The sequence below is a fragment of the Bifidobacterium sp. KRGSERBCFTRI genome, assembly GCF_025908335.1.
Genome location: NZ_CP109653.1, coordinates 2,593,152 through 2,619,057 on the forward strand (window position 1 = coordinate 2,593,152; position 25,906 = coordinate 2,619,057).

The window sequence follows — 25,906 nt, forward strand, 5'->3', positions numbered from 1 at the left end:
GCCGGTTAATCAGCTGGCTGATCGATTAGCGCGAGCACGCGCTTCGCCATGACTTCGGCGGCGTCGCGGATGCCGTATTTCCACGCGTTGGCACCGTATCGGGACAGCTTGTCCGGATCGGCGAGCAGTTCCGGCACATGGCCACGGACCCAATCCGGGGTGAAATCGCCATCCGCCACCATCAAGCCCCCTTCCGCGTCGACCACGGGCTGCGCGTTGAAACGCTGCTCGCCATTGCCGATCGGCAGAGGCACGTAAATCGCCGGCAGTCCCAAAGCCGTCAGCTCGCTGACCGTGCCGGCTCCGGAACGGCAGATGATCAGATCGGCGCAGGCGAACGCCAGATCGATGCGTTCCAGATAGGGAGCCACACGGTAGTCGCCATCCGAAACGTGGTCGGGGCCAAGCTCGCCGAGCACGTCCTCTCCGGCGCTTACCGACACCAAGGAACGCACTTCGTCGTCTTTGCCCTTACCGGTCAGATGAATCACCTGGGCGTGCGCAAGCAGATCCTTGGCGGAAGCGGCCACAGCCCTGTTCACGTTCACCGCGCCCAAGGATCCGCCGGTGATGACCACGAGCGGACGGTCCGGATCGACGCCAAGCTGCGCCGCGGCGGCTTTACGAGTGGCGGTACGGTCATGTTCCAGATCGGACGCCAATCGTGCGATTGCCGGACGAAGCGGCAGGCCCACGCGTTCGACTTCGACGCCCCTGCGTGGTTTCAGTCCTGGCTGGGCGTATGCGGCACCGATCATGGACGCCCAACGCGCGCCCAGCTTGTTGGCCATGCCTGCGCGTGCGTTCTGTTCGTGAATCGCAATCGGAATGCCCATGCTGTGCGCGGCCGCGTATACGGGTGCGGACGTGTATCCGCCGAAACCGACGACCACTTGGGCCTGATGCCGGGTGAGGATGTCACGTACTTTGGCCTTCTCGGCCTTCCATTTGGCTGGAAACTGCAGCGCAGCCTTGTTGGGCCTGCGCGGGAACGGCACTTTTTCGATGGTTTCCAGTTCGAAACCGGCCTGCGGAACCAAATCACGCTCCAGACCGACGGCGGTGCCCACCACCGCGATATCCGCTTCCGGTTCAAGCTCGCGAATCACATGCGCCACGGCGAGCAGAGGATTGACGTGGCCTGCCGTGCCGCCACCGGCAAGAACGATATGCTTCTGATTGCTCATAATCCACGAGCTTAGCCCACCATGCGGCGGCAGGCCACGCGGCATACCGCCGCCGATGCAGATACTTACATTTCGTCTACGTTTCTTTTGCTTGCTTCGCAACTCGCATGACGGGAACCGATTACAGTATGCGGTTCTCGGCTTTGACCTGCGGCTGCTCCTTCATCAGGCTGATGGCCACGCCGGCGGCCCCCAGACACATGATAAGAGACGATCCGCCTGCTGATACGAACGGCATCGGCACGCCCATGACCGGCAGCAGGCTGACGACGACGCCGATGTTGACAAACGCCTGGCCGACGATCCATACCGCGATGCACACCAACGCCATGGTGATGTACCGGTCGCGGACCTGCACGGCCACCATCAGCATGCACCACGTCATGACGATGAACAGCAGAATCACCATGGCTGCTCCGACGAATCCGGTTTCCTCGCCGATGATGGCGAAGATGAAATCGTTGTGCGCTTCGGGAAGATAGCCCCATTTCTCGCCGGAATTGCCGATGCCGACGCCCAACAAGCCGCCGGATGCGATCGCGTATTTGCCGTGGACCGCCTGATAGCACACGCCCTGCAGGTCGGACGGAGAGCAGGTCCGGTAGGCCGCCATGATGCGGCCGAGTCGGTTGGGGCTGGTCAGAATGAATCCGACGATACCGCATATGCCAAGCAGCGCGGCTCCGGCAAGCCATTTGCCGGGGAATCCGCCAAGCAGCAATGCAATGCCGCCAATTGCGAGAATAATCAAGCCCGTACCAAGATCCTTGCCGGACATGACCAGGCAGAACGCGCACAGATAGCCGAGAATAAGCTTGGAGTACGCGCGGGGCGCGCCGACCTTCTTCACCTGCTTGCGCGCGTTGATCAGCTCGTTCGGCATCCAGATGCATAACGCCAGCTTGACGATTTCCGCGGGCTGCATGGTGAACACGCCCGGAATGCCGATCCATCCTTTGTTGCCGTTGACTTCGACGCCCAATGGCGTCAGTGTGGCGGCCTGCATGACCATGGCGCCAAGCAGGAACCAGAAGCTGATCTTTCGGTAGAAGCTGGCCGGCAGCATCATCGTGATGAATGCTATGACCAGGCCGAACACGCAGTACATGCCCTGTTTCAGCGCCTGCGCCCATGGCGACTGCCCGTTGGCGATCATGTTCACCGAAGAGCTGGAGAACACCATGATCACGCCGAAGATCGTGAGGATGATCACGCATAGGCGGAATCCGTGGAAGCACCATAACGGGTTGGCGAGATTACGCGTTCCGCCGTTCTTCAACGGTTCTCGTGTCTGTGCCGCGGCGCCGTCCGTCATGTTCGGGCGGCTTGCGGAAGACGTGATGCTACGGCTGGCCTCAGGCTTCCCCATGCTCATTCACCCAACGCTGAGCCTGCTGCGCGAACTGGTTTCCGCGATCGGCGTACGACTTGAACTGGTCCATGGACGCGCAGGCCGGAGCCATGAGCACCACATCGCCGGATTGCGCGTAAGTGCCGGCAGCATCGATGGCGCGGGCCATGACGGTGTCGTTGTCCGTGGGATCGATGATGGACATGGGAATGTCGGGAGCGCTTGCCTTGAACGCGTCCAGCATTGGCTGCTGGTCCTTGCCGATGATGATGGCCGCCTTGATGGTGCGCGCCTGGTCGGCGACGAGCTGTTCGAAACGGCTTCCTTTGGCAAGTCCGCCGGCGATCCACACCACGGACTTGTCCGCGAAGCTGTTAAGCGACGCCTTGGCCGCATGCGCGTTGGTGGCTTTGGAGTCATCCACGAAACGGATGGTGCCACCGTCGGACGTTTTGGCGACGGCGACGGTCTGGATGCGGTGGCCGCCCGGCGTGAACTGCTTGAGCGCGGCCAACGCCTTGTCTTTGTCTGCTCCGAGACCCAACACCAGCGCCAACGCGGTCAGGGCGTCGGCGAGCAGATGCGGGTAGACCGTGCCATCCGGCTCGGTCAGATGCGTGAAATCGGTGACCTTCGCCACTTGGAACGGCTTTCCCGCTTCTCCGCCGGCAATGCCGGACATGTCGACGATCCAGCCATCTTTCACACCGATCTGCCCGTCCTTCGGCTCGGCCAACGTGAAGCCGATCCGGCGGCATTCCGGCGCGGTCTGGGCCGCGAACGCCAGTTTGGTGACGCGTTCGTCGTCGGCGTTGTAGACCAGCGCCTTCTTGACGTTGTGGAACACCTTCGCCTTGTCGGCGGCATAGTTCTCGATGCCGCCATGCCAATCGAGATGGTCGTCGGCGATGTTGGTGATCGCCGCGCAGTCGAGTTCCAGAGAATAGGTGAAATGCAGCTGGAACGAGCTCAGTTCGACGCAGAGCACGTCGTTCGCGGGGTCGACGGCGGCATGCGACACGGCTTTGCCGATGTTGCCGACGGCGGGAGCGGCCAGGCCGCATGCGGTCAGCATTTCGGAGGTCATTTCCGTGGTCGAGGTCTTGCCGTTGGTGCCGGTGATGCCGATCCACTGCGCCGGCTTGCCGGTGGTGTTGCTGTTCACGCGCAGCTGCCAGGCCAGTTCGACTTCGCTCATGACCGGTATGTTGCGTTTCTGCGCCTCAAGGATGAATGGCGTGCGCGGGTTGAAGACCGGCGAGGTCATCACCATGTCGGTATTGTCCCAATCGATTTGGTCGAAGGAATGCAGGTCGGCGTCCGGCTTCTTCTCATCCACGCCCAGCACTCTGCCGGCACGGGAGCCCAGCACTTCCATCATGCTTTGCCCGGAGACACCGAGACCAGCCACGATTACGGTCTTGCCATCCATATTCATATCCATCACCCTCCAATCGGAAACGTCATTTGCCGTGATAGCACACTTATATTGCGGGCGTAAAGCCGCGCCCGCAATCGTGTCACAGGCCGGAACGGGCCACCCAATCGCCGTAGAACAGCACCAAGGCGATCAGCACGAACAGCATCTCGATCATCCAGAACCGGACCACGACCTTCACTTCCGGCCAGCCCTTCAATTCGAAATGATGATGGATCGGGGCCATCTTGAAAACGCGCTTGTGGGTCATCTTGAAGTAGCCGACCTGGATGATGTCGCTCATGGTCTCGATGACGAACAGACCGCCAAGGATGATCGCCAGGAATTCGGTGTGCGTGGCGATGGACATGGCTGCGAACAGACCACCAAGCGCCAAGGAGCCGGTGTCTCCCATGAAGATGGAGGCCGGATTGGAGTTGTACCACAGGAAGCCGAAGCAGGCTACGGCCGCGCACGCCGCGATGATGGTCAGGTCAAGAGGATCGGACACCGCATAGGTGAAGCCTGGATGGTCCGAACCCTTGAGGTGGTAGAACTCCCAGAACGCGATGATCGCATAGCCGATGAAGGCGATCATCGAGGAGCCGGCGGCCAAGCCGTCAAGACCGTCGGTCAGATTGATGGCGTTGGTCCATGCGGTCATCAGGAAATTCACCCAGATCACGAACAGCACGATGGCCACGACACGACCGGCGAATTCAAAGCTGAAGAACGGCTTTTCGATGAAGCTCATGCCGGCCTGGGCGCTGGGGAAGCCGGATTTGGTCGGCAGAATCAGCGCCAGCACCGCGTATATGGTGGCGAGGATGAACTGTCCGATGAACTTGCCCTTGACGGTCAGTCCCTCGCTCTGCTTCTTGCGGACCTTCGCGAAATCGTCGATGAATCCCAAGAATCCCATCGACAGCATGGCGAACAGCACCAACACCGCGGACCACGACGGCACCTCTCCCCTGGTGAGGAACCGATACAGTGCCGAGGAGCACCAGCCGAGCACCACCGCGAGGTTGATGACCACGCCGCCAAGCGTCGGCGTGCCGCGCTTGACGAGATGCGACTTCGGGCCATCCTGACGGATGTACTGTCCGTAGTTGAGTTTGTGCACCAACTTAATCAGCAGCGGAGTGCCCACAATCGTCACGACGAGCGACACCATAATGCCGATGATGAGTGAAATCACCTGATCTTCTCCGTTTCAGTCAGCTATGATCGGCACGACGCCGATTCCGTCAGTTTTGCGTCCAACGCTCCGCCAGAGCGCTCAATCCGGACGCGTGGGATCCTTTCAGCAACACCACTGTACCCTCATGGTCGGTCGCAAGCCGGGTGACCATTCGGTCGGCCTGTTCGGCATCATGCGCCCATTGCACCATCGTCGGGTCGGCGGCAACCGCCTTGCCGCCCTGCGCCATGGCCTCGGCAAGCGCGTCCAACGCCTCGTCGGAAGTACTGCCGACCGTCACAAGCGCGTCCGCACCGCCCTCGACGGCGTATCTGCCGACGTCCTCATGCAGGCGATGCTCATCCGGTCCGAGCTCCAGCATGGCTCCGAGAACCGCTATTCTGAACGGCTGCTGCTCGGCGCCGGCATGCCAGCGCGACAGGCCATCGAGTCCGGCCTTCATGGAATCGGGGTTGGCGTTGAACGAATCGTCGATCAGTGTGAACGACGTTTCGGGCTTGGTGACGGTGGACACCGCCATGCGATGCGGGCTGATGCTCGTCACGTCGGACAGGCCGGAGGCCACAGCGTCAATCGGCATGCCCAACGTCATCGCCACCGTGGCTGCGGCAAGCGCGTTCATGACGTTGTGCTGTCCGCAGATGCCGAGCGTGACGTTGGCGTGCCGGCCTGTCTTGTCTTCCAGTACGAATGACGGATGGTCGAGATCGTCGCAGCGCACGTCGAGCGCGGTCGTGTCCAGTTGCGCGTCTTCTTTCTGCGGCAGGCCGAACCACAGCACATCGGCCGGAGCGATGGCGCTCATCGCGGCCACATGTTCGTCGTTGGCGTTGAGGATGGTCAGGCCGCCCGGCACCAGTCCGCGTACGATTTCCGATTTGGCTTGGGCGATGCGTTCCGCAGAGCCGAATTCTCCCAGATGCGCCACGCCCACCTTGAGCACCACGGCGATGTCCGGCGGAACCAGGGAGGTGAGGTTGGCGATTTCGCCCACGTGATTGGCGCCCATTTCCGCCACCAGGAAACGCGTGCCGGCGTTCACCTTGAGCGACGTCAGCGGCAGGCCGATCTCATTGTTGAACGATCCGACCGGAGCGACGGTGTCGCCCATTTTGGACAGCAGCGATTTGAGCAGATCCTTGGTGGTGGTTTTGCCGACAGAACCGGTGATGCCGATGACGGTGAACGGCGATTCCAGCGCGCGCCGACGCTCGATATTATGCTTGGCGAGCGCTCCCAACGCCTTGACGGTGTTTTCTACGACGATCTGCGGCACCTGCGCGCCCGCGATTTCGTGGTCGACCAGTGCGGCCACAGCCCCCTGCGCGCCGACCTTCGGCACGAAATCATGACCGTCGACGCGTTCGCCGGCAATCGCCACGAAAACGGATCCCGGCACGATCTGGCGCGAATCCGTGAAGGCGCTGATGGCCACCGGTTCGTCGGTCGGCACGGTCGTCGGCATCAACCGTCCATCAACCGCCTGCGCGATCTCCGTCAGGCTCATCGGCATCATGGTCGGGCTGCTCACTGTCGTTACTCCTCTAATGGTTGGGTTTGTGTTTGACGTGGAGAATGTTTCGTTCCACGTTTAGTTCAGGTCACGCGAGACGCGTAACGCGCTTTTGATGTTGGCTTTCCTCACGCCGGCGGCCAGCACCATGGCGATGGACAGGGACAGCGAACGGCTGTCCGTCTGGCCGTATGCCGTCGCGGCCTGCGCCGCAAGCAGGTCGGATTCCTGGGTTCGTCCCGCGATGCGGGTCTGTTTGCCGACCGCGCATCCGAATTTTGCGACGAGTTTCGCAACCTCGGCATCGCTCAAACCATTGTCATCGCAGGCAAGCACATCGACGCTGACCGATTGCAACGCGTCCTCACGCAGGGTCTCTTCATCCAACGCGAGGATCACAGCGGCTGCGCCGTCTTCGGCGCACACCGCCATGGTACGTTGCACATCGATGGCCGACAGAGGATATTCCAGATTGAGGAAGCGTTCCAATGACTGTGAATCGGACGAGCTGATCACGCCGACGGGGTTGCCCAGCATGTGCAGGAAATCCGCGAGGTTCCTCACTTCGGATTCCACGATCTCCCTGTTCTTCCCCGTGATGGCGAACACGGCCAATGCGTCGGACGGATTGCCGGCCATGTCGCTCACCAGTTTGCCGAGCTGTCCCATGGTGGGTTCGGCGTAGATGAGCGGAATCTGGATGTCGTCGGTTTGACCGCGCAGCGCATGGGGCACGATCGCGCCATATGCTCCCTGCTCCTGAGCCTGCGACAACTGGTGCACGTCCACATCGGCGGACGGGACGAACAGTGCGCCGGGACGCACCGATTCGACATCATCCGCGATGGAAGTGATCGTCACTTCAGCCGCCGACGTCGGATCAAGATCGAAACCGTATCGGCTGGCAAGCAGCCCTAAAGTCATTCGTCTGTTCATGGATTCGCTGACCGCGCTCACCTTTCCGCCCCTCCGTGTCTGAATACGTATTCGCTCACCAATTCACCGGAATAGCATCCGTGCGAGGTGAAGACGCCGGCACTTCATACTTCTGCATAAGGAATTCACCAATCTCCGCGGTGACAGGACCCGCCGTCAAACCGCCGAAGCTGCCTTGGGGGTCTTTGAGCACCACGGTGATGACGAAGCGTGGATTATCCGCGGGAATGATCGTCGAGTAATCGCTGATGATCGAGGTCAGTTGGCCGTTCGCTCCGGCGACTTCTGCTGTGCCTGATTTCGCCGCCATACGATAGCCGTCGACCTTCACGAAAGTGTTGTAGTGTTCAGCGGACGATTCCATGGCGTTGAGCATCTGGCTCGCCACGGATTCGTCGATGACGCGTGTCGCCTCGCCCTTGGACTGCTGCTCTTCGACATGCCCCGCGGTGTCGGTGATGGACTTGATGATGCGTTGCGGCTTTTTGACGCCCTTGTTGGCTATCACCGAAATCGCGTTGGTCAGCTGCATGACGTTCACCGTGTACCCTTGACCGAACAGCACGGTGTTGCGGGTTCGCCTGTCCCAGCTATCCGAGGGGTGCAGCACGCCTTCGGATTCGCCTGGCAGGTTCAGTCCTGTGGCCTGTCCGATACCGAATTTGCTGATGAAGTTGTACCGCTGCTCGTTGGTCATCTTGTCTCCGGCAATGACCATGCCAACGTTCGACGACTGTTCGAGGATGCCGGCGAGCGTCCAATGTTCGTTGCCATGGTCCACCGCGTCCTTATAGGTCTGTCCTTCCACGGTCACCGTGTTCGGTACCGTGAATTTGTCATCGATCTTGTGCAATCCCAGTTGCAGCATGCCCGACATGGCCAGCACCTTGCCGATGGAGCCAGGTTCGAAGGTCTCGCTCACCGCCCGGGAGGCGCCCATCTTCGCCTGGTCGCTTCCGGCCTCGGTCGTATCGCTGTCCGCCAAAGCGAGGATGTCGCCCGACTGCACGTCCTGGACCATGGCGATGCCCCAAGCGGAATGGTATTTGTTTTCGCTGTCGCTCAGCACTTTCTCGGTGTACCATTGCACATCCCGGTCGATGGTGAGGGTGACGTCGGATCCGTTGACCGCGTCTTTAGATTCGGTCATGGTTCCGGGGATTTCGACGCCGCTGTTGCCCTGTTGGTACACCTGGTAGCCGTCACGGCCCGTCAATGTCTTGTTTTCCATCTGCTCGATGCCGGCCACGCCCTTGCCGTCGGCGTCGACACCACCCAATAGCGAGCCCATCAAAGTGCCGTTGGAGTACAGACGTTCGTTGCTTAATTCCGCGTAGACGATGCCGCCGAGGTTCAGCTTGGAGATTTTACGCTTGACCGCAGGCGTCACGTCCTTCTTCAATACCACGTATTGCCCGCTGATCGACAGTTTGGCGCCCAGTTCCGTGGCGTCCATGCCCAATACGGGGGCCAGCAGACGAGCCACGGCTGCGGCTCCCGTCACGCCGACCGGCTTGCCGTTGATCTGGTGGCAGTTGCTGCCGGTCTGTTTGGTGCAGGTGGTCGGTATGAACGCCTGCGCCTGTTCGGGGTTGCCGATGATGGTGTAGCGTTCGACGCTTTGCGCGAGAATCGCGCCATTGGTATCCATGATCTTGCCGCGTCGAGCCTTCAACGTCACGGTGGTGGTACGGCTTTGCGCCGCGGCCTGCGCCATGCCTTTGCCGTTGACCAGTTGAATATTGGCAAGTTGGATAAGGCAGGTGGTGCCCATCAGCGCCAGAACGACGCCGATGGCCATGGTTTTCGTCAACAGGTTCTTGTGGAAGAACGTGTAGATCCTGCGGATAGGGTTCACCGGGTCTTGTCTCCACTTGCGTTTGCCTGATAGCCGTTCAGATCGATGGTCAATGCGCCTTTCTGCGGGACCATGCCCATCTCTTCGGCCTTGCTCGGCAATGAGGCGTCAAGTTCGTCGAGCTTGGCCTGATCGTCCTCGACGTCCTGGGTCAGCTGGGTGATATGCGTTTCGATTTGGCTCGCCTCGAAGGAATTCTGCACCATTTGGGTGCGCAGCATCAGCGAGCCCAGCAGGCATACGCCAAGGAACACCGCGGCGATGACCAGGTGCAGCAGCGGCGTGCTGCGGGTCCGCGTCCATGTGATGAGTTGTTCGAAGCCGTGACGGATGCCGTTGCCTTCGACTCTGGTCCCTTTGATGACGTGCAGTTCGGGACGCGTGGTGCCGATGGTCTCGGTCTGGCTTTTGCGGCCGGCCGGAGCCGCATTCGAAGCGATCGTTCTTGGTGCCGCCACTTCAGTCCCTTCTTCCTTGTCTGGTCATGCTTGCGTAATCCGCGCCTTGGTCGAACCGTTTGCGCCATCGTGCGGGAATCGGTCTGGTCAATTCCACCGCGCGCAATCTGACGGACGCCGATCGTGGATTGTTGGCGATTTCCTCCGCGTCCGCCTTGATGGCGCCGCGGGTCAGTTCCTTGAAGAACGGCATCATGTCGGGCGGCACCACGGGCATATCCGCCGGAGCGTCGACCTTAAGCCCTTGGTTCATGAAGGCTTTGACGGTTTTGTCTTCCAACGAGTGGTACGACTCCACCACCAGACGTCCTCCCACGGCAAGGTGGTTGGCGATTTGCGGCAGCGTGCCGGCAAGCTTGTCCAGTTCGCCGTTGACTTCGATGCGCAGCGCCTGGAAGACGCGTTTCGCGGGGTTGCCGGCGGGACGGTGGGCCTGCGGCACGACCTCGTCCACCAAACGATTGAGCTGGCCCGACGTGGTCAGCGGCTCGGTTTCACGCCGGCGTACGATTTCCCGTGCGATCTGCTTGGAGAACCGCTCCTCGCCGTATGCGCGGAAGATACGCACCAAATCGGCGAACGAATATTCGGCGAGCACCTGCTCCGCGGTCAGGGGCTGCGTCACGTCCATACGCATGTCGAGCGGCGCGTCATGGGAATAGGAGAAGCCACGTTCCGTCTCATCGATCTGCAGGCTGGACAATCCGAGGTCCATGAACACCGCGTTGACCTTGTCGACGCCTTGGTCGGAAAGCACTTGGGAGAAGTCGTCGAATGCCGCGTGCACGGGCGTGAAACGGTCGGCAAGGCCTTCCATTTCCATGCGTTTCGTGGCGAGCGCGAGCGCCTCGGTGTCCCGGTCGATGCCGATCAGGCGGGCGTTGGGGCTTGCTTTGAGGAACGCTGTGGAATGCCCGGCGAGGCCGAGGGTGCAATCCACCGCGATCGAGCCGGGCTTCGCCAATGCCGGTGCCACCAAGTCCACGCAATCGCGGAGCAGCACCGGCTGATGAATCGTCGTCACGTCTGTCATTAGAACTCCATCGCCGGCAATACGTCATCGGCAATGTCGGAATATCCTTGTTCCTTGTCGGCCAAGTAATCCTCCCATGCCTGTCTGTTCCAAATCTCGGCCCGGGTTCCCACGCCGATCACCACAATGTCGCTGCCCAGATTCGCGTAATCGCGGAGCATCTGCGGCACAAGCACGCGTCCCTGCTTGTCTGGTTCCTGGTCGACCGCGCCGGAAAGGAACACACGCAGGTAGTCGCGTGCCGCCTTGTTTCCCATGGACGTGCGTTGGATCTGCACCGCGATCCGTCTGAATTCCGATTGCGGCAGCAGGTAGACGCATCGTTCCTGGCCTCTTGCCATCACCATGCCGGAGCCCAGTTGGCTGCGGAACTTCGCAGGCAATGCCATACGTCCTTTGGCGTCGATTTTCGGAGTGTAGGTGCCCAGCAGCAATGGCGGCAAGCCCGCCATCATGCCGCCGGATTGAGCCGGGTCATCGTCGGAGACGGGTTCTGCTCCAATGTCATGGACCATTACCGCACCTCCTTTTTGCCCACACTCGGCCCACCAATCCGAGACACTTTCCCCACTCTACCCCACCGCTCACCATTTTTCCCCACGAAAAAGCAAAAATGCCTCAAAATATTGTCGATTTCTCCCCATATTTGAGATTGCGCGTCCGCACCGTACAGTTCCGGCGTTGTCAGCCCATCGCGATTCGCCGCGGCCAATCGCCGCTCGTAGAAGCCTTGGGGTACATTAGAGTGCCTTAAGTTTTTGATGAAGGGACAGCAATGTCGAGTTATTCCGCCCAGTTGCGTGAGGAGCAACAGGCCGTCAGCCGCGCATATGATCGTCTGGACGCGTTGAGGGCGCAGGCTCGGTCGCGTCTCGACACGGTCCGGGCCGCAGGATCGCACGGTTCGCCCACGCAACGCACCGAACGCGATTCCTTCGCCACCATGTACGAGGACCGTCTCACCCAGCTTCGTGCGGTGGAGGATCGTCTGGTTTTCGGCAGGCTCGACGACGTGCATGGCGCGCATCGCTACATTGGGCGTATCGGCCTGTCCGATGAGGATCATGAGCCGATTCTCACCGACTGGCGCGCCGACGCGGCACGCCCGTTCTATGAGGCGACGCCTTCGAATCATGGCGACATCGTCATGCGCCGGCATATCACGTTGAGTTTCAGGGAAGTGGTCGGCGTCGAGGATGAGGTGCTCGACGTGCATTCCGATCAGGTCGGCGAGGCGTCCTCCAATGGCACATTGACCGGCGAGGGTGCTCTGCTTGCGTCGCTTAACGCCAAACGCACCGGCAAGATGACCGATATCGTGGCCACCATCCAGGGCGAGCAGGACCGTATCATCCGTGCGGACCTCAACCAGGCGGTGGTGGTGCAGGGCGGTCCGGGAACCGGCAAGACCGCGGTCGCGTTGCATCGCGCGGCCTACCTGTTGTATACGCATCGTCGCGCGTTGCAGCGTTCCGGAGTGCTGGTGGTCGGCCCCAGCTCGACGTTCCTGCATTACATCGACCAGGTGCTCCCCTCGCTGGGTGAGACAGGTGTGGTCAGCCGTACCATCGCGGATCTGATTCCCGGCATCATCGCCACCGCGCATGACGACCCGTATGCGGCCAAGCTCAAGGGTGAACGCCGTATGGCCAAGGCGATCGCCAATGCCGTGGCGGCTCGTGAACGCGTGCCTTCGCATCTGCCGGTCATCCGCATCAACGGTTTCAACGTGCCGATGGTACGTGCGGATATCGAGCAGGCCATCGCCGATGCCAAGCGCACGCGGCAGCCGCATAACAAGGCGCGCGAGACCTTCGTGCGCGACATGCTGTCGGCCATGCGCAACCGGTACGTCGAACGGCTTGACTACGAGCCGGAGCAGGCCGAGCTTAACGATGTGATGCAGCAGTTGCGTATGAACGACGATTTGCGCAAGACGCTGAACCTCGCATGGCTGCCGATGACCGGCGAATGGTTGGTCGACCAGCTGTTCGCGAAACCGCAGCAATTGCGCCGTTTCGCCCCCTGGCTCGAAGAGCGTGACATCGAGACGCTGACGCGTCCGAAGGGCTCGCCCTTCACCGTCAGCGACGTACCTCTGCTGGATGAGGCCATGGAATTGCTTGGACCGGATCCGAAGGCCGTGGCCAGGCAGAAGGCGTTGGATGCCAAGCGCGCCGAGGAAGAGCAGTTCGCCAAGGACACGCTGGCGCAGGCCGGTATCGGTTCCGGCATCGTCACTTCGCAGATGCTGGTGGACAATATCAATGGTATGGACGCCGAATTAACCGCGCAGCGCGCCGCGGCCGACCGCGAGTGGACGTATGGCCATATCGTGGTGGATGAGGCGCAGGAGCTGACCGCGATGGATTGGCGCATGCTGATCCGTCGTTGTCCGTCGCGCTCGTTCACGATTGTGGGCGACGTGGCGCAGACCTCCGCGTTGGGCGGTACCCGGTCCTGGCGTCGCATGATGGACCCGCTGTTCGGCGAACGCAACTGGCAGCTCAACGAGTTGACGATCAACTACCGCAATCCGAAGGAGGTGTCGCAGCTCGCCAGCGATTTCGCCTCGTCCGAAGGCCTGTACATCTCCACGGTGAACGCCGTGCGTGGCGTCCCGGATTCAGTCAAGCGTCTCACCTTGCGTGACGATAGCCTGATCGGCGACGCCGTCGCGCAGCAGACCGTCGAGTTGGTGCGCGCCTACGTTTCCTCCGACGGTACCGGTCGTGTGGCGATCATCGCGCCGGACGATATGCTCAAGCCGTTGCGCGCACGCGTATACGCACAACTTCAGGATGAGCTCGACCCGAAGGAATTCGACAGGCTCGATGCCCAGAGTTCCTGGGACGAGCAGGTCACCGTATGTTCCACACAGACCGTGAAGGGTCTGGAGTATGATGCCGTGATGGTGGTCCAGCCCGGACGAATCGAGGAGAACGCGCCGTCGCGTATCGTAGCGGCCTCCGATTTGTATGTCGCCATGACGAGGCCCACGCAGCGTCTGCTTATACTGCGGACAAAAGACGACGAAAAGCTGCTCAAGCTATATGGTAGGAACCATGCCTAAAGCATTGTTACTTGAAAACATCCATCCCGACGCGGCGCAGTCGCTGCGCGACCATGGCTTCGAGGTCGAGTGCCTCAAGGGAGCCCTGAGCGAGGACGAGCTGATTGATGCGTTGGAAGGTGTCGACCTGCTCGGCATCCGTTCCAAGACCAGTGTGACCCGCAAGGTCATCGACGCGCGTCCGACGCTCACCGCGGTCGGCTGCTTCTGCATTGGCACCAACCAGGTGGATCTCGAATACGCGGGCAAGAACGGCATCGCCGTCTTCAACGCGCCGTATTCGAATACCCGTTCCGTGGTGGAGCTGGTGATCGGCGACATCATCTGCCTGATGCGCCGCATTCCCGCGCACACCCATCATATGAAGCACGGCATGTGGGATAAGTCCGCCTCCGGCTCCCATGAGGTCCGAGGCAAGACGCTCGGCATCATCGGCTACGGCAACATCGGCTCCCAGCTTTCCGTCGTCGCCGAGGCGCTTGGCATGCGCGTGCTGTTCTACGACATTGAAGAGAAGCTCGCCATGGGCAACGCCCACCGTTGCGACACGCTCAACGAATTGCTGGAACAGTCCGATGTGGTCACGCTTCATGTGGATGGACGCAAGTCGAACACGGGATTCTTCGGCGAAGACCAGTTCGAGCATATGAAGCAGGATGCCATCTTCATCAACCTGTCCCGTGGTTTCGTGGCGGATTTGGATGCGTTGAAGAAGCATCTGGATTCCGGCCATCTGTCCGGCGCGGCGGTGGACGTGTTCCCAATCGAACCGAAGAAGACCGGCGACGAGTTCCTGACCGACCTTGCGGACGAGGACAACATGATCCTCACCCCGCATATCGGCGGCTCCACGCTTGAGGCGCAGAAGTCCATCGGACAGTTCGTCTCCCAGCGTCTTGAGGATTATTGGTTCAAGGGTTCCACCATGTTGTCGGTGAATCTGCCGCAGATCACCCTGTCCGACATCAAGTCGAATTTCCGCATCGCCCACCTGCATGCGAATCTTCCGGGTGTGCTGGCACGCGTCAACCGTGTGCTGGGCGAGGACGGCATCAACATCGCCGCCCAGGCCTTGGGCACGGAAGGCGAGATCGGCTATGTGGTCACCGATGTGGCGCAGCGCCCGGACCAGAGGGCTCTCGACCAGCTCGCCTCCATCGAGGGTACGATCCGCATGCGCGTGATCAGCTGAGCACGCAATACGAAACGTTACGATAATGCGGGCGGGGTTCCAACCATCAGGATTGGAACCCCGCCCGCATTATATATGCTGTATTTGCTTACAGATGCGGCACCCGTCTCACGCCATCATTCGGAACTTGCGCCCTTCAGCTCGTCGATGGCCCTTTGGAAGTCCTCCAGATTCTCGAAATTCTGGTAGACGCTGGCGAAGCGCATGTACGCCACCATGTCCAAGTCACGCAGCGGCTTGAGAATCGCCTTGCCGACCTCATCAGATTTGACTTGGGCCAATCCTCGTGAACGAAGATCCTCCTCGACCTTCTGCCCCAGCATCTTCAGATCGTCCTCGTTGATGGGACGGCCCTGGCATGCCTTGCGCACGCCGGAAATCACCTTATTGCGGTCGAATTGCTCGACGTTTCCGGAACGCTTCACAACCAATAGCATGGTCGTCTCCAATGTGGTGAATCGCTTGGAGCATTTCGGGCATTCGCGCCTGCGACGGATGGAGTGACCATCGTCGCTAATACGGGTATCGACCACCTTGGTGTCTGGATTCTGGCAAAACGGGCAATGCATGTTGTCCAGAATAGACTGAGCCCTTGAAATAAGCCACGCTTGGCGGCCCCTACGCCTCATGGGGAACAATGAGGCGCTGCCCCGCATGCAAAGACACCGTATCAAGGTTGTTCAGCCGCATCAGTTCATCCACCGTATCTCCGACATTGCCACCCTCCGGAGTGATGCTCGCCGCATACCTCCACAAGGTGTCGCCGGGTTGCACCGTATACACGACGACAGCGGTGGAATCCGGCGCGGACTGCGCACTTCCGGGCGCGATGAATCCAAAAAGACACCAGGCAAAACCGGCCGCCATGATCGCCATGGCGATTCGATTTGCCACATTTCCGATATTCGCCGCACCGTTCACCACGCCACTCCTTTTCGAACAGCTGTTCTATCGAACGCTTGTTCCAAGTATGGCACATATGTTCGATAAACGCAAACACACCTCGAACAGATGTTTGATTTTATCGGCGTTTCGCGTTATGCTTCTAAGGAACTACGAAAGGAGCCCATCGTGAGCACCATCCCCTTCACGCCCAAGAAGAGCGACGAGCGTCCGGATGAAAGCACGTTGACCGACCGCCAGCGCAAGGTGCTTGACGCCATCAAAACGCATTTGGCCAAGCAGGGATTCGCTCCTTCGTTCCGTGAGATTGGTGAGGCCGCAGGGCTTAAAAGCCCGTCATCCGTCAAACACCAGCTTCAGGTTCTTGACGAAAAAGGCTTCATCCGCATGAACGCGAACAAGGGGAGGGCCATCGAAGTGGTGAACCTCAATGACGAGGAGCCGAATGGAAAAGTCGCCCAGGTCATCCCGTTCCCCAGTCAGGACGATGCATGCGGCTCCATCATGGCCTCGCATGACGTTCCACTGGTCGGGCGCATCGCCGCCGGCGTGCCGATCACGGCCGAGCAGCATGTCGATGATGTGATGAGGCTTCCCGAACGGCTTACCGGCACCGGCAATCTGTTCATGCTTGAAGTGCACGGTGATTCCATGATCGACGCCGCCATTTGCGATGGTGATTTCGTGGTGGTCCGCGAGCAGAACAGCGCGGAGAATGGCGATATCGTCGCCGCATTGCTGGATGACGAGGCCACGGTCAAGACGTTCCGCAAGGATCACGGCCATGTCTGGCTGATTCCGCACAATCCGGCCTACTCCCCCATCGACGGCACGCATGCCGAGATCATGGGCAAGGTCGTCACCGTGCTGCGCAAGATCTGATTGCTTTCACACGTTAAACGGCAAAGGGCGTCGAACATACCATTTTGAGGCATGTCCGACGCCCTTTGCCATACCCTTTGCCATACCGCGCGGTTGTGCATTCACCTTGCGAATCCATCAAGAATGAACGCGAGGGCATTTCAAAATGTCGTCGCATTCTTGAAGTTCGGGAGCACGGTTCAGAAATGCAGTTCCTTGCGGCTGTCCGAATCGTATCCTTCAGGTTCAAGCTGGAAGGTGGTGTGCGGCACGGATACGGGGAAGTGCTCACGCAGGCAGTTCTGCAATTGGGAGAGGACGTCGGCGGCATCATCCATGGTCAGCCCGCGCTCCACTACCACATGGGCCATGACGACGGGCATGCCGGTAGAGACGGTGCTGGCGTGCAGGTCGTGCACGGCCACCACGTGCGGCACCTGCTCAAGATGTTCGCGCACCTCGTCCAGATCGAGTTCCTGTGGGGTTTCCTCCAGCAGCACGCGCACGGCGTTGCGCAGCAGCACGAACGCCCGGGGGATCATCATCAATGCGATGATGCCGCCCGCGACGGCATCGAAGCCGGCCCAGCCCGTTGAGATCAGCACGATGGCTGAAACGATCACGGCCACGGACCCCAATGCGTCGTTCATGACTTCGAGGAACGCGGCTTTCATGTTCATGTTGTCCTCGCTTTGCCCCGCGAGGATGAAGATCGAACCGACGTTGGCGGCAAGGCCGAGTATGCCCATGAACAGCAGCAACCGCACGTCATGCACTTCGTCGGCGGCTCCGCCGAACAGCCTCATGCCGGCTTCGACGAGCGCGTAGATGCCGACGATCAGGAGCACGAGCGCGCCGACCGCGGCGGTGAGCACTTCGAGTCGCGCCCATCCCCAGGTGCGTTTGTTGCTGGGTTTGCGTTGCATGAGCACCGCGGTGACGGTGGAGGCGATCAGCACCGACATGTCGGTGAGCATGTGGCCGGCGTCGACCAGCAGCGCCAGCGATCCGGTGACGATGGCGCTGACCACTTCGGCGATGAACACCGTGGAAGTCAGCCCCAATGACATCATGAGTCTTTTCTGGTGTTCGGCCCCGCTTGCGGCGGTCGTGGCGTCCACACCCGCATGGTTGTGTGCCATGATGGGTTTCCTTTCGTCGTCTTTGGTTCGATCCGCGGCTATTGAAACCGCTTCTCAATACCATTTTCATTCGTCTCAAAACGCAGGAAACCCCAGCCCGAAGGCTGGGGTTTCCAAGTTCTGCTGACAGCCTAGCGGCTCACCGCTCCCCTGTCAATAAAGTCAAACCGTCAATTAAAAACCGAACTGGGCGGCGGTTTCCTTCAGCGTCTCCGCGGAACGCTTCAGGGCCGCGAGCTCACGGTCGGACACCGGGGTGTTGATGGCGGTATTGACGCCGGAACGGTTAAGCAGGGTCGGCACGGACATGCACACGTCGGAGATGCCGTGGAAGTCGTGCAGCATGGAGCTGACCGGCAGGATGCGGTTGGAGTCGCGCATGACGGCTTCGATGATGTCCACGCCGGACATGCCGATGGCGTAGTTGGTAGCGCCCTTGCCGTTGATGATCTTGTAGGCAGCGTTCTTGACTTCCTGGTGGATCTGCTCACGCACTTCGGCGTCCAGCGGATCGTGGCCCGGCAGCGGGGTCCAGTCGCACATCGGGACGCCGCCGATGGTGGCGGAGGCCCACAGCGGGACTTCGGAATCGCCGTGTTCGCCGGCGATGTAGGCGTGCACGTTCTTGACGTTGACGCCGGTCTGCTGCGCGATCAGGAAGCGCAGACGGGCGGAGTCGAGGTTGGTGCCGGAGCCGAAGACCTGGTTGGCCGGCAGGCCGGAGATCTTCTGGGCCACGTGGGTGGCGATGTCGACCGGGTTGGTGATGAGCATGTAGATGGCGTTCGGAGCGACCTTCACGAGGCCCGGAATGATGGCCTTGAGGATGTTGATGGTGGCACCGACCAGCTCGAGGCGGGACTGGCCCGGCTTCTGGCGCGGGCCTGCGGTGATGACGATCATGTCGGCGTCACGGCAGATCTCCGGATCGTCGGAGCCGTCGATGGTCACGGTCGGATAGAAGCTGGAGCCGTGCTGCATGTCGAGCACTTCGGCCTCGACGCGTTCCTTGGCGATGTCTTCGAGCACGATCTCACGTGCGACGCCACGCTGAGCAGCAGCGAAAGCGAGAGTAGAGCCGACTGCGCCGGCACCGATGATAGCGAGCTTTGTGGGCTTGATTGGTGAATCCACCATGTGCTTTACCTCTCTTTTGAGCAAGAAGAACGTCCCGCGTTGTGGCAGGGTATTTTCTTTCGATTTCAACCCTACTTTATCCATACAGCATGACGTTTCGCCGTGAATCCGCATGATTTGCAACCACTGAAAAGTGATTTTCGTCACAGCTTTTGTGAGCGCTCACATACACTGCACCCGTTGAAATGCAGCTGTTGCAATCCGTTGCAGCGTTTGCACGGCCGCTCCGGCAAACGTCATCGGGAACGGCTTGCACGGAAGCTCAGTCGATGGCCTGCTCCACGATCTGCGCGGCCAGCTGGTCGTCGACCTCCGCTTCGAGCATCATGCCGTCGTCGCGGTATTCGACGTTGACCACCCTGCCGTACTCGCGCACACGGGACATGAGCGAGCCGGCGGCGTACGGCAGCAACGCCTCGACATGCACGTTTGGCGTCGGCAGCATCGATTCCACCTTCTCGCGCAGCGCCTCGACACCTTCTCCCGAGAACGCGGAGACAATATACGCGTCCGGCATCAACGCCTCGACCCGCTCACGCGCGGCCTCATCCATACGATCGGCCTTGTTGAATGCCACAATCGTGGGAATCGTTTCCACACCATCAATGTCGGAAAGCACGTCATTGACCGCGTCGATCTGTGAGAACGGATCAGGATGCGATCCATCGACCACGTGCACGATCAAATCCGCGTCGGCGACCTCCTCCAACGTGGATTTGAACGCCTCAATCAGCTGCGTGGGCAGGCGGCGCACGAAACCGACGGTGTCCACATACGCGTACAGTCGCCCGTCCTTGGCTTTCGCACGGCGTACGGCGGTGTCCAAAGTGGCGAATAGCGCGTTCTCCACCAGTTCCGCGGAACCGGTCAGCCGGTTGGTCAACGACGATTTGCCGGCGTTCGTATAGCCGACCACGGCGACGGTCGGCAGGCCGAAGCGACGGCGCGCGCCACGTTTGACGTCACGGGCGGGCGCCATCTGTGCGATCTGCCGGCGTAGTTTGGCGATTCTGCTGCGGATCACGCGACGGTCCATTTCGATTTTCGTCTCGCCCGGACCACGGGAGCCGATGCCGGCGTCGCCTGCCGCACGGCCGCCCGCCTGACGCGACAGCGACCCGCCCCAGCCGCGCAGTCGCGGCAGCATGTATTCGAGCTGTGCCAGCTCGACCTGCGCCTTGCCTTCGCGCGACGTCGCATGCTGTGCGAAGATGTCGAGGATGACGGCGGTGCGGTCGACCACCTTCACTTTGGTGGCGTCTTCCAATGCGCGTCGTTGGCTCGGCGGCAGGTCATCGTCGACGACGATGGTGTCCGCCTCGTCCTGCGCCACGATGCCAGCCAGTTCGCGCGCCTTGCCGGAACCCACGTATGTGGCCGCGTCCGGCTTGATGCGGTGCTGCAGCAGGCCGTCGCACACCACGGCGCCCGCGGTTTCGGCGAGCGCGGCGAGTTCTCGGAGCGATTCCTCGGCCGCGGCCTGCGTGGTCTCGCGGCTGGACCATACGCCTACGAGCACGACGCGTTCGAGCCTGACTTTACGGTATTCGACTTCGGTGACGTCCTGGATCTCGCCCAGACCCGCCACATGCTTCAATGCGTTGCGGGATTCGCGTTCCTGCCACTGTTCGTCGTGGGTTTCGCGAAGGTGTTCCCCGCCGTTGGTATCAAGCAGCACGTCGGATTGGTCAGCGAGCACGCCCGTGACGTCGCCTGCGGTCATGCTCTGCTCGATATCGTTGTCTTGGCTCAATGGCACCTCTCACGGTTGAACTATGGTGTCTTTATTATCATCATTGTCTAGAGACATGGGCATCCATGCTTTCGCCACGTGGACGGGCGCGGCGAAAAACACCATGGATTGCCGCAGACGAGCGTTTGCAAGGAGATCGGACATGGCACAGGCCGAACAGTATTTCGCGGCGGAGCCGCAGTCGAAGGACGTGCGCAAAACACTGCACGTCACGTTGCGCGGCAACGAGGCGGACGTGGAGGTGTCAAACGGCGTGTTCTCCGGCAACCGCGTGGATTTGGGCACGTCGGTGCTGCTGCGTCAGGCGCCGGAACCTCCCGAGGAGGGCACGTTCCTCGACCTGGGCTGCGGTTGGGGGCCAATCGCGTTGGCGTTGGGCTTCGCTTCGCCGAAGGCGGACATCTGGGCGTTGGACGTCAATGAGCGCGCGCTCGAACTGACCCGGCGCAACGCCGAGCTCAACGGCATGGGCAACATCCACGCGGCCACGGCCGACGGCATTCCCGCGGAGACGACGTTCGACCTGATCTGGTCGAATCCGCCGATTCGCGTCGGCAAGGAAGTCCTGCACACGCTGCTCATGACATGGCTTCCGCGGCTGAACGCGGGAGGCGCAGCATATCTGGTGGTGCAGAAGAATCTGGGTTCCGATTCGCTGATCCCGTGGCTCGCCACGCAGCTCGGCGACGGATATGAGGTAAGCAAGTACGCGAGTTCGAAAGGCTTCCGCGTCATCGAGGTTATGAAGGCATGAGATTCGAATATCCCTCCCAACTGCCGGTTTCCACGGCGCGCGACGACATCGCCGAAGCGGTCAGAGCAAGCCAGGTGGTGATCATTTCCGGACAGACGGGTTCCGGTAAGACCACGCAGCTACCGAAGATCCTGCTTGAGCTGGGCCGCGGCTCGCATGGCAGGCAGATCGTGCACACGCAGCCGCGCAGGCTCGCCGCACGTACCGTCGCCGAGCGAATCGCCAGCGAAATGGGCGTGAAGCTGGGCGAGGAAGTCGGCTATCAGGTGCGGTTCACCGACGAAAGCTCGCCGAAGACACGGCTGCGCGTCGTGACCGACGGTATCCTGCTGGCGCAGATCCAACGCGATCCCAAGCTCATGCAGTACGACACGATCGTCATCGACGAGGCGCATGAGCGCAGCCTGAACATCGATTTCCTGCTCGGCTATCTGACCGCGTTGCTGCCGAAACGACGCGATCTGAAGCTCGTCATCACGTCCGCCACCATCGATTCGGTGAAGTTCCAGGAGCATTTCGAACACGCGCTGCATACGAAAGTGCCGGTGATCGAAGTGTCGGGACGCACCTACCCCGTGCAGATCGTGTACGAGCCGTTGGGTACCGCGCCGGCGCTGATGCGCTCCGTGCCGGGCTTCGAAACCGGCGCGATGCCGGGAGACGCTGACTACGAGAGCCTGTCCGCAGCGCCGGATGGTAGGGATGGCCGCGATTCACGCGATACGAACGTGGACATGCCCACCGCCGTGGCACGCGCCTGCGCCGAACTGGTCATCCATTCAAGCCACGACCGCGGGCCACGCGACATCCTCGTGTTCGCCTCCGGCGAGCGCGACATCCACGAATTCGAAAACGCGCTGCGCCGCCATTACGGACCGCGCGCGGTGGACATGCGCCGCCCCGACGCGATCGAGATCGTGCCCCTGTTCGCCAGGCTCTCCTCGAAGGAGCAGCATAAGGTGTTCGAGCCGCACGAGCATCAGCGCATCGTGATCGCCACGAACGTGGCCGAAACGTCGTTGACGGTGCCGGGCATCCGCTATGTGGTCGATCCGGGCACGGCGCGCATCTCCCGTTATTCGAAGACGGCGAAGGTGCAGCGACTGCCGATCGAACCAATCAGCCAGGCGAGCGCGAACCAACGTTCGGGCCGCTGCGGCCGTATCGCCGACGGCATCGCGATCCGCCTGTACTCACGTGAGGATTTCGAGACGCGTCCCGAATTCACGGAGCCGGAGATCCTACGCACGTCCTTGGGCGCGGTCGCCCTGCACATGCTGTCGGTGGGCGTGGCGCGCACCGCGCGGGATGTGACGGATTTCGGTTTCATCGACCCGCCGGATATGAAGGCCGTATCCGATGGTTTCAACGAGCTGACCGAACTGAAGGCCATCGCCCGCAAGCATGGCGAAGTGGTGTTGACGCATACGGGCCGCATGCTGGCGCGCATCCCGATCGACGTGCGTTTGGGCCGCATGATCATCGAGGCCGCGAAGTCAACCACGCCGAACACACTGGCCGCCGTATTGGTGGTCGTGGCGTTCCTCAGCCTGCAGGATCCGCGCGAACGTCCCGATGAGAACCGTGAGGAGGCGGACCGCATCCACAACCGGTATGCGGACCCGACCAGTGACTTCCTGACCGCGTTGAACCTGTGGGACCGCGTGTTCCAAGCTGATGGCGAACCAAGCAATTCCGCACTGCGCCGCATCTGCAAGACCGAGTACTTGAGTTGGCTGCGCATGCGCCAATGGAAGGATCTGGTCGCCCAGCTGCGCGAAATGTGCCGGGAGTTCAAATTCAAGCTCGGCGAGCCAATCCCCGTGTCCCGCCCACCGTTGGAAATCCGCCAGCTACCGCTCAACCAGCAGGCAGCGCATTCGCTGTGCTGCTCATGGGACGCGCAGGGCATCCACACGTCCATGCTTTCCGGCCTGCTGTCCATGATGGGCATGCAGATCGTGCGCGAGCCGAAGGCTTCCGATTTCGCCGGGCTCAAGGGAGCGGCACGGGCACGCGCGATGAAACGTGCGCAGAAGATGGCGAAGAACGACTATCAGGGCGCGCGCGGCACGCATTTCGCCCTGTTCCCCGCCTCCGCCGTAGCCAAGTCGACCCCGCAATGGGTGATGAGCACCGAACTGGTGGAGACAAGCCGGCTGTGGGCGCGGTACTCCGCCGAAATCGACCCAGCGTGGGCCGAACCGCTCGCCGGAGCGTTGACGCGCACCACCTACGCCGATCCGCACTGGTCCGGTTCGCGTGGCTCGGCCGTGGCGAGCGCGAAGGTGCTCCTGTACGGCCTGCCGATCGTGCAGGACCGCACCGTGCAATGGGGGCGCATCAACCCGCTCGAGGCACGCGACTTCCTCATCCGCCAAGGCCTGGTGGAAGGCGACATCCAGCAACGGTTCTCCTACGACGATTTCGTCATGCGGAACCGCGACATCCTCGAAGACGCGGCCGACGACGCGAGCCGCACCCGCCAGGTGGCGCAGACCGTCGGCGACGAGGACCTGTTCGACTTCTACAACGCCATCATCCCCAACACCGTCACCAGCGTGGCCGACCTGGCGAAATGGTGGAAGACAAGGCACGACGAGCAGCCCGACCTGCTGGATTTCGACCCGGACAAGGTGGAACGCCTCGCCGACTCCGATTCGGTGTCCTTGGACGACTATCCCGACCATTGGCATACGCTCGGCACCGACGGCTCCCCCATCGACCTAAGGTTGAGCTACATCTACGATCCGCACGACCCGAACGACGGCGTCACCGTGCACGTGCCGTTGAAGGCGCTGTCGCGGCTGACCCCGGAACAGTTCACATGGAACGTGCCGGGACTGCTGGACGGGCTCATCGTCGGCATGATCAAATCATTGCCGAAAACCCTGCGCGTACAGTTCGTACCCGCCCCGGACACGGCACGCAGGATCCGCGCCTGGATCGACGAACGCTACCCCGACCTACCCGGCTCCGGAAGCCAGCAAAAACCAAACCTGGCCCCCGAAAACGAGGATGGCGTCGCCGCATGGCCCGACCTGCCACACGCGTTCACCCAAGCGGCCATCAGCATCGTCGGCGCGCAAATCCACCCGGAAGTCCTCACTGGCGAACTGTGGAACAAGCTCGCACCATACCTGCGCATGACCTTCGCCGTGGAACAGCAGCTGCCACCCAACCGCAAGAACCAGCACGGCAGACGGCACGCGCGAGGCCCCGTCAAAACACTCGGCACCGGCAAATCACTCGTCGATCTGCAACGCAAATTCGCCGAGCAGGCCAAAGCGTCCGCACGCCACATGGTCGAGAAACAAGCCCGAAACGCCGGAGACCAAGGCAAAATCGTCGAAAAAGCCAACCTGCTCAACAAAGCGGGAGCAACCACCGAAGCACGCGCCACCATGCTCTGGCAAGGTGCACTCGACACGCTGCGCCTGCCCGGTGAACGCATCTCCTCACGCTGGCTCGGCACGGAAGCGCTCATGCTCGCCTCCGCCCCCTACAAGTCCACGAAGGAACTCACCGAAGACCTGCAATTGGCCGCCGTCAAACGACTCCTGCCGAACGTGGACCAGCTGCCCGACGACGAAGCGCTCGCCAACGCAGTGCTCGACGTGCGCGAAGTGTACGAGGACACCGTGTATGCGGTGGCGCATGACGTGATCGCCATACTGAAACGGTATGCGGAAGTCGACAAAGCCGTGTCCGGCAAAGCCGACCTGCCCCTGCTGAGCGTGCTGCAGTCGATCCGCGAGCACATCGCCACGCTCGTCTTCCCCGGTTTCATCGGCAAGACGCCACCGGACGCATTGCCGTCCATCGAACGATACCTGCACGCCGACCTGCTGCGCCTCGCCAAGGCGAAAAACGACAAGAACCGCGATGTGCGCTGGGCATGGGAAGCCGACGAAGCCAAACAACTCGCCGACAACACCATGGCGAAAGCACAACGCGAACCAGCCGGCCCACGCCATGAAACACTCATGAAACAGGCCGAGACCTTGCGCTGGATGCTCGAGGAATTCTACGTATCCCTTTGGGCGCAGGAACTCGGCACGCCGAAACCGATCAGCCTGCAACGCATCAAAAAGGCCATCGCCTAGCCACCGACCAAACAACCCAACGGATTGT

20 protein-coding genes are annotated in these 25,906 nt (G+C 61.2%); 5 read left to right on the top strand and 15 right to left on the bottom strand.

Annotated elements, in window-relative coordinates; all coding sequences use genetic code 11:
- Positions 1-5 precede the first annotated feature (5 nt).
- The 10 genes from OGI63_RS11240 to mraZ all read right to left on the bottom strand — a co-directional run bounded on the left by OGI63_RS11240 (position 6) and on the right by mraZ (position 11,412).
- Entirely contained in the window at positions 6-1,187 is a 1,182-nt protein-coding gene (locus OGI63_RS11240; protein WP_011743443.1) for a UDP-N-acetylglucosamine--N-acetylmuramyl-(pentapeptide) pyrophosphoryl-undecaprenol N-acetylglucosamine transferase, read from the bottom strand.
- A gap of 121 nt (positions 1,188-1,308) precedes the next feature.
- The gene (locus OGI63_RS11245; RefSeq protein ID WP_003810751.1) at positions 1,309-2,562 is read right to left on the bottom strand and encodes a putative peptidoglycan glycosyltransferase FtsW; all 1,254 of its coding nucleotides are present in this window, start codon (positions 2,560-2,562) and stop codon (positions 1,309-1,311) included.
- Entirely contained in the window at positions 2,543-3,982 is a 1,440-nt protein-coding gene (gene murD / locus OGI63_RS11250; protein WP_011743445.1) for a UDP-N-acetylmuramoyl-L-alanine--D-glutamate ligase, read from the bottom strand. The genes OGI63_RS11245 and murD overlap by 20 nt, the downstream gene beginning before the upstream one ends.
- A gap of 76 nt (positions 3,983-4,058) precedes the next feature.
- Complete coding sequence (gene mraY, locus OGI63_RS11255) at positions 4,059-5,156, bottom strand: phospho-N-acetylmuramoyl-pentapeptide-transferase (RefSeq protein WP_003810755.1); 1,098 nt, start codon at positions 5,154-5,156, stop codon at positions 4,059-4,061.
- 49 nt (positions 5,157-5,205) lie between these two features.
- Positions 5,206-6,675, bottom strand: coding sequence for a UDP-N-acetylmuramoyl-tripeptide--D-alanyl-D-alanine ligase (locus tag OGI63_RS11260; protein WP_011743446.1), 1,470 nt, complete (start codon positions 6,673-6,675; stop codon positions 5,206-5,208).
- 75 nt (positions 6,676-6,750) lie between these two features.
- Complete coding sequence (locus OGI63_RS11265; RefSeq protein ID WP_033499725.1) at positions 6,751-7,629, bottom strand: hypothetical protein; 879 nt, start codon at positions 7,627-7,629, stop codon at positions 6,751-6,753.
- 34 nt (positions 7,630-7,663) lie between these two features.
- On the bottom strand, positions 7,664-9,466 hold the full coding sequence (locus tag OGI63_RS11270) for a peptidoglycan D,D-transpeptidase FtsI family protein (RefSeq protein ID WP_011743448.1): 1,803 nt from the start codon (positions 9,464-9,466) through the stop codon (positions 7,664-7,666).
- Positions 9,463-9,924 carry a hypothetical protein gene (locus OGI63_RS11275; RefSeq protein WP_003810762.1) on the bottom strand — a complete coding sequence of 154 codons (462 nt, stop codon included), beginning with the start codon at positions 9,922-9,924 and terminating at the stop codon, positions 9,463-9,465. The genes OGI63_RS11270 and OGI63_RS11275 overlap by 4 nt, the downstream gene beginning before the upstream one ends.
- Before the next feature lies 1 nt (position 9,925).
- On the bottom strand, positions 9,926-10,957 hold the full coding sequence (gene rsmH, locus OGI63_RS11280; protein WP_011743449.1) for a 16S rRNA (cytosine(1402)-N(4))-methyltransferase RsmH: 1,032 nt from the start codon (positions 10,955-10,957) through the stop codon (positions 9,926-9,928).
- Complete coding sequence (gene mraZ, locus OGI63_RS11285; RefSeq protein ID WP_229086408.1) at positions 10,957-11,412, bottom strand: division/cell wall cluster transcriptional repressor MraZ; 456 nt, start codon at positions 11,410-11,412, stop codon at positions 10,957-10,959. The genes rsmH and mraZ overlap by 1 nt, the downstream gene beginning before the upstream one ends.
- Positions 11,413-11,732: 320 nt before the next feature.
- Between mraZ and OGI63_RS11290 the strand changes: the two genes are divergently transcribed.
- Positions 11,733-14,030 (top strand): HelD family protein, encoded by a 2,298-nt coding sequence (locus OGI63_RS11290; protein ID WP_011743451.1) that lies wholly within the window; start codon positions 11,733-11,735, stop codon positions 14,028-14,030.
- A complete protein-coding gene (gene serA / locus OGI63_RS11295) occupies positions 14,023-15,222 on the top strand; it encodes a phosphoglycerate dehydrogenase (protein ID WP_003810774.1) in 1,200 nt (399 codons plus the stop codon). Before OGI63_RS11290 ends, serA begins: the two co-directional genes overlap by 8 nt.
- 116 nt (positions 15,223-15,338) lie before the next feature.
- Here the strand turns inward: serA and nrdR are convergent, their stop codons facing one another.
- Both nrdR and OGI63_RS11305 read right to left on the bottom strand, forming a co-directional pair.
- Positions 15,339-15,791 (bottom strand): transcriptional regulator NrdR, encoded by a 453-nt coding sequence (gene nrdR / locus OGI63_RS11300; RefSeq protein ID WP_021913880.1) that lies wholly within the window; start codon positions 15,789-15,791, stop codon positions 15,339-15,341.
- A 49-nt stretch (positions 15,792-15,840) separates the two neighbouring features.
- The gene (locus tag OGI63_RS11305; RefSeq protein WP_011743454.1) at positions 15,841-16,146 is read right to left on the bottom strand and encodes a LysM peptidoglycan-binding domain-containing protein; all 306 of its coding nucleotides are present in this window, start codon (positions 16,144-16,146) and stop codon (positions 15,841-15,843) included.
- Between the two features lie 87 nt (positions 16,147-16,233).
- On the opposite strand from OGI63_RS11305, the gene lexA reads away from it, so the two are divergent.
- The gene (gene lexA, locus OGI63_RS11310) at positions 16,234-17,007 is read left to right on the top strand and encodes a transcriptional repressor LexA (RefSeq protein ID WP_003810781.1); all 774 of its coding nucleotides are present in this window, start codon (positions 16,234-16,236) and stop codon (positions 17,005-17,007) included.
- A gap of 179 nt (positions 17,008-17,186) precedes the next feature.
- On the opposite strand, the gene OGI63_RS11315 is transcribed toward lexA, so the two are convergent.
- From OGI63_RS11315 to hflX, 3 genes are all read right to left on the bottom strand, one after another.
- Entirely contained in the window at positions 17,187-18,128 is a 942-nt protein-coding gene (locus OGI63_RS11315) for a cation diffusion facilitator family transporter (protein WP_011743455.1), read from the bottom strand.
- A 174-nt stretch (positions 18,129-18,302) separates the two neighbouring features.
- A complete protein-coding gene (locus OGI63_RS11320; protein WP_003810784.1) occupies positions 18,303-19,265 on the bottom strand; it encodes an L-lactate dehydrogenase in 963 nt (320 codons plus the stop codon).
- A 262-nt stretch (positions 19,266-19,527) separates the two neighbouring features.
- Positions 19,528-20,988 carry a GTPase HflX gene (gene hflX / locus OGI63_RS11325; RefSeq protein WP_113736380.1) on the bottom strand — a complete coding sequence of 487 codons (1,461 nt, stop codon included), beginning with the start codon at positions 20,986-20,988 and terminating at the stop codon, positions 19,528-19,530.
- A gap of 172 nt (positions 20,989-21,160) precedes the next feature.
- Between hflX and OGI63_RS11330 the strand changes: the two genes are divergently transcribed.
- A complete protein-coding gene (locus tag OGI63_RS11330) occupies positions 21,161-21,772 on the top strand; it encodes a class I SAM-dependent methyltransferase (protein WP_011743458.1) in 612 nt (203 codons plus the stop codon).
- Positions 21,769-25,878, top strand: coding sequence for a DUF3418 domain-containing protein (locus OGI63_RS11335; RefSeq protein ID WP_011743459.1), 4,110 nt, complete (start codon positions 21,769-21,771; stop codon positions 25,876-25,878). The genes OGI63_RS11330 and OGI63_RS11335 overlap by 4 nt, the downstream gene beginning before the upstream one ends.
- Positions 25,879-25,906: the final 28 nt, after the last annotated feature.

Coding starts and splice junctions, on each gene's coding strand:
- OGI63_RS11245 (WP_003810751.1), bottom strand. CDS start 2,562: ATGAGCATGGGGAAGCCTGAGGCCAGCCGTAGCATCACGTCTTCCGCA.
- OGI63_RS11240 (WP_011743443.1), bottom strand. CDS start 1,187: ATGAGCAATCAGAAGCATATCGTTCTTGCCGGTGGCGGCACGGCAGGC.
- OGI63_RS11260 (WP_011743446.1), bottom strand. CDS start 6,675: ATGATGCCGATGAGCCTGACGGAGATCGCGCAGGCGGTTGATGGACGG.
- murD (WP_011743445.1), bottom strand. CDS start 3,982: ATGGATATGAATATGGATGGCAAGACCGTAATCGTGGCTGGTCTCGGT.
- OGI63_RS11315 (WP_011743455.1), bottom strand. CDS start 18,128: ATGGCACACAACCATGCGGGTGTGGACGCCACGACCGCCGCAAGCGGG.
- nrdR (WP_021913880.1), bottom strand. CDS start 15,791: ATGCATTGCCCGTTTTGCCAGAATCCAGACACCAAGGTGGTCGATACC.
- rsmH (WP_011743449.1), bottom strand. CDS start 10,957: ATGACAGACGTGACGACGATTCATCAGCCGGTGCTGCTCCGCGATTGC.
- OGI63_RS11290 (WP_011743451.1), top strand. CDS start 11,733: ATGTCGAGTTATTCCGCCCAGTTGCGTGAGGAGCAACAGGCCGTCAGC.
- OGI63_RS11320 (WP_003810784.1), bottom strand. CDS start 19,265: ATGGTGGATTCACCAATCAAGCCCACAAAGCTCGCTATCATCGGTGCC.
- OGI63_RS11335 (WP_011743459.1), top strand. CDS start 21,769: ATGAGATTCGAATATCCCTCCCAACTGCCGGTTTCCACGGCGCGCGAC.
- mraZ (WP_229086408.1), bottom strand. CDS start 11,412: ATGATGGCGGGCTTGCCGCCATTGCTGCTGGGCACCTACACTCCGAAA.
- OGI63_RS11330 (WP_011743458.1), top strand. CDS start 21,161: ATGGCACAGGCCGAACAGTATTTCGCGGCGGAGCCGCAGTCGAAGGAC.
- hflX (WP_113736380.1), bottom strand. CDS start 20,988: ATGACCGCAGGCGACGTCACGGGCGTGCTCGCTGACCAATCCGACGTG.
- lexA (WP_003810781.1), top strand. CDS start 16,234: ATGTTTGATTTTATCGGCGTTTCGCGTTATGCTTCTAAGGAACTACGA.
- serA (WP_003810774.1), top strand. CDS start 14,023: ATGCCTAAAGCATTGTTACTTGAAAACATCCATCCCGACGCGGCGCAG.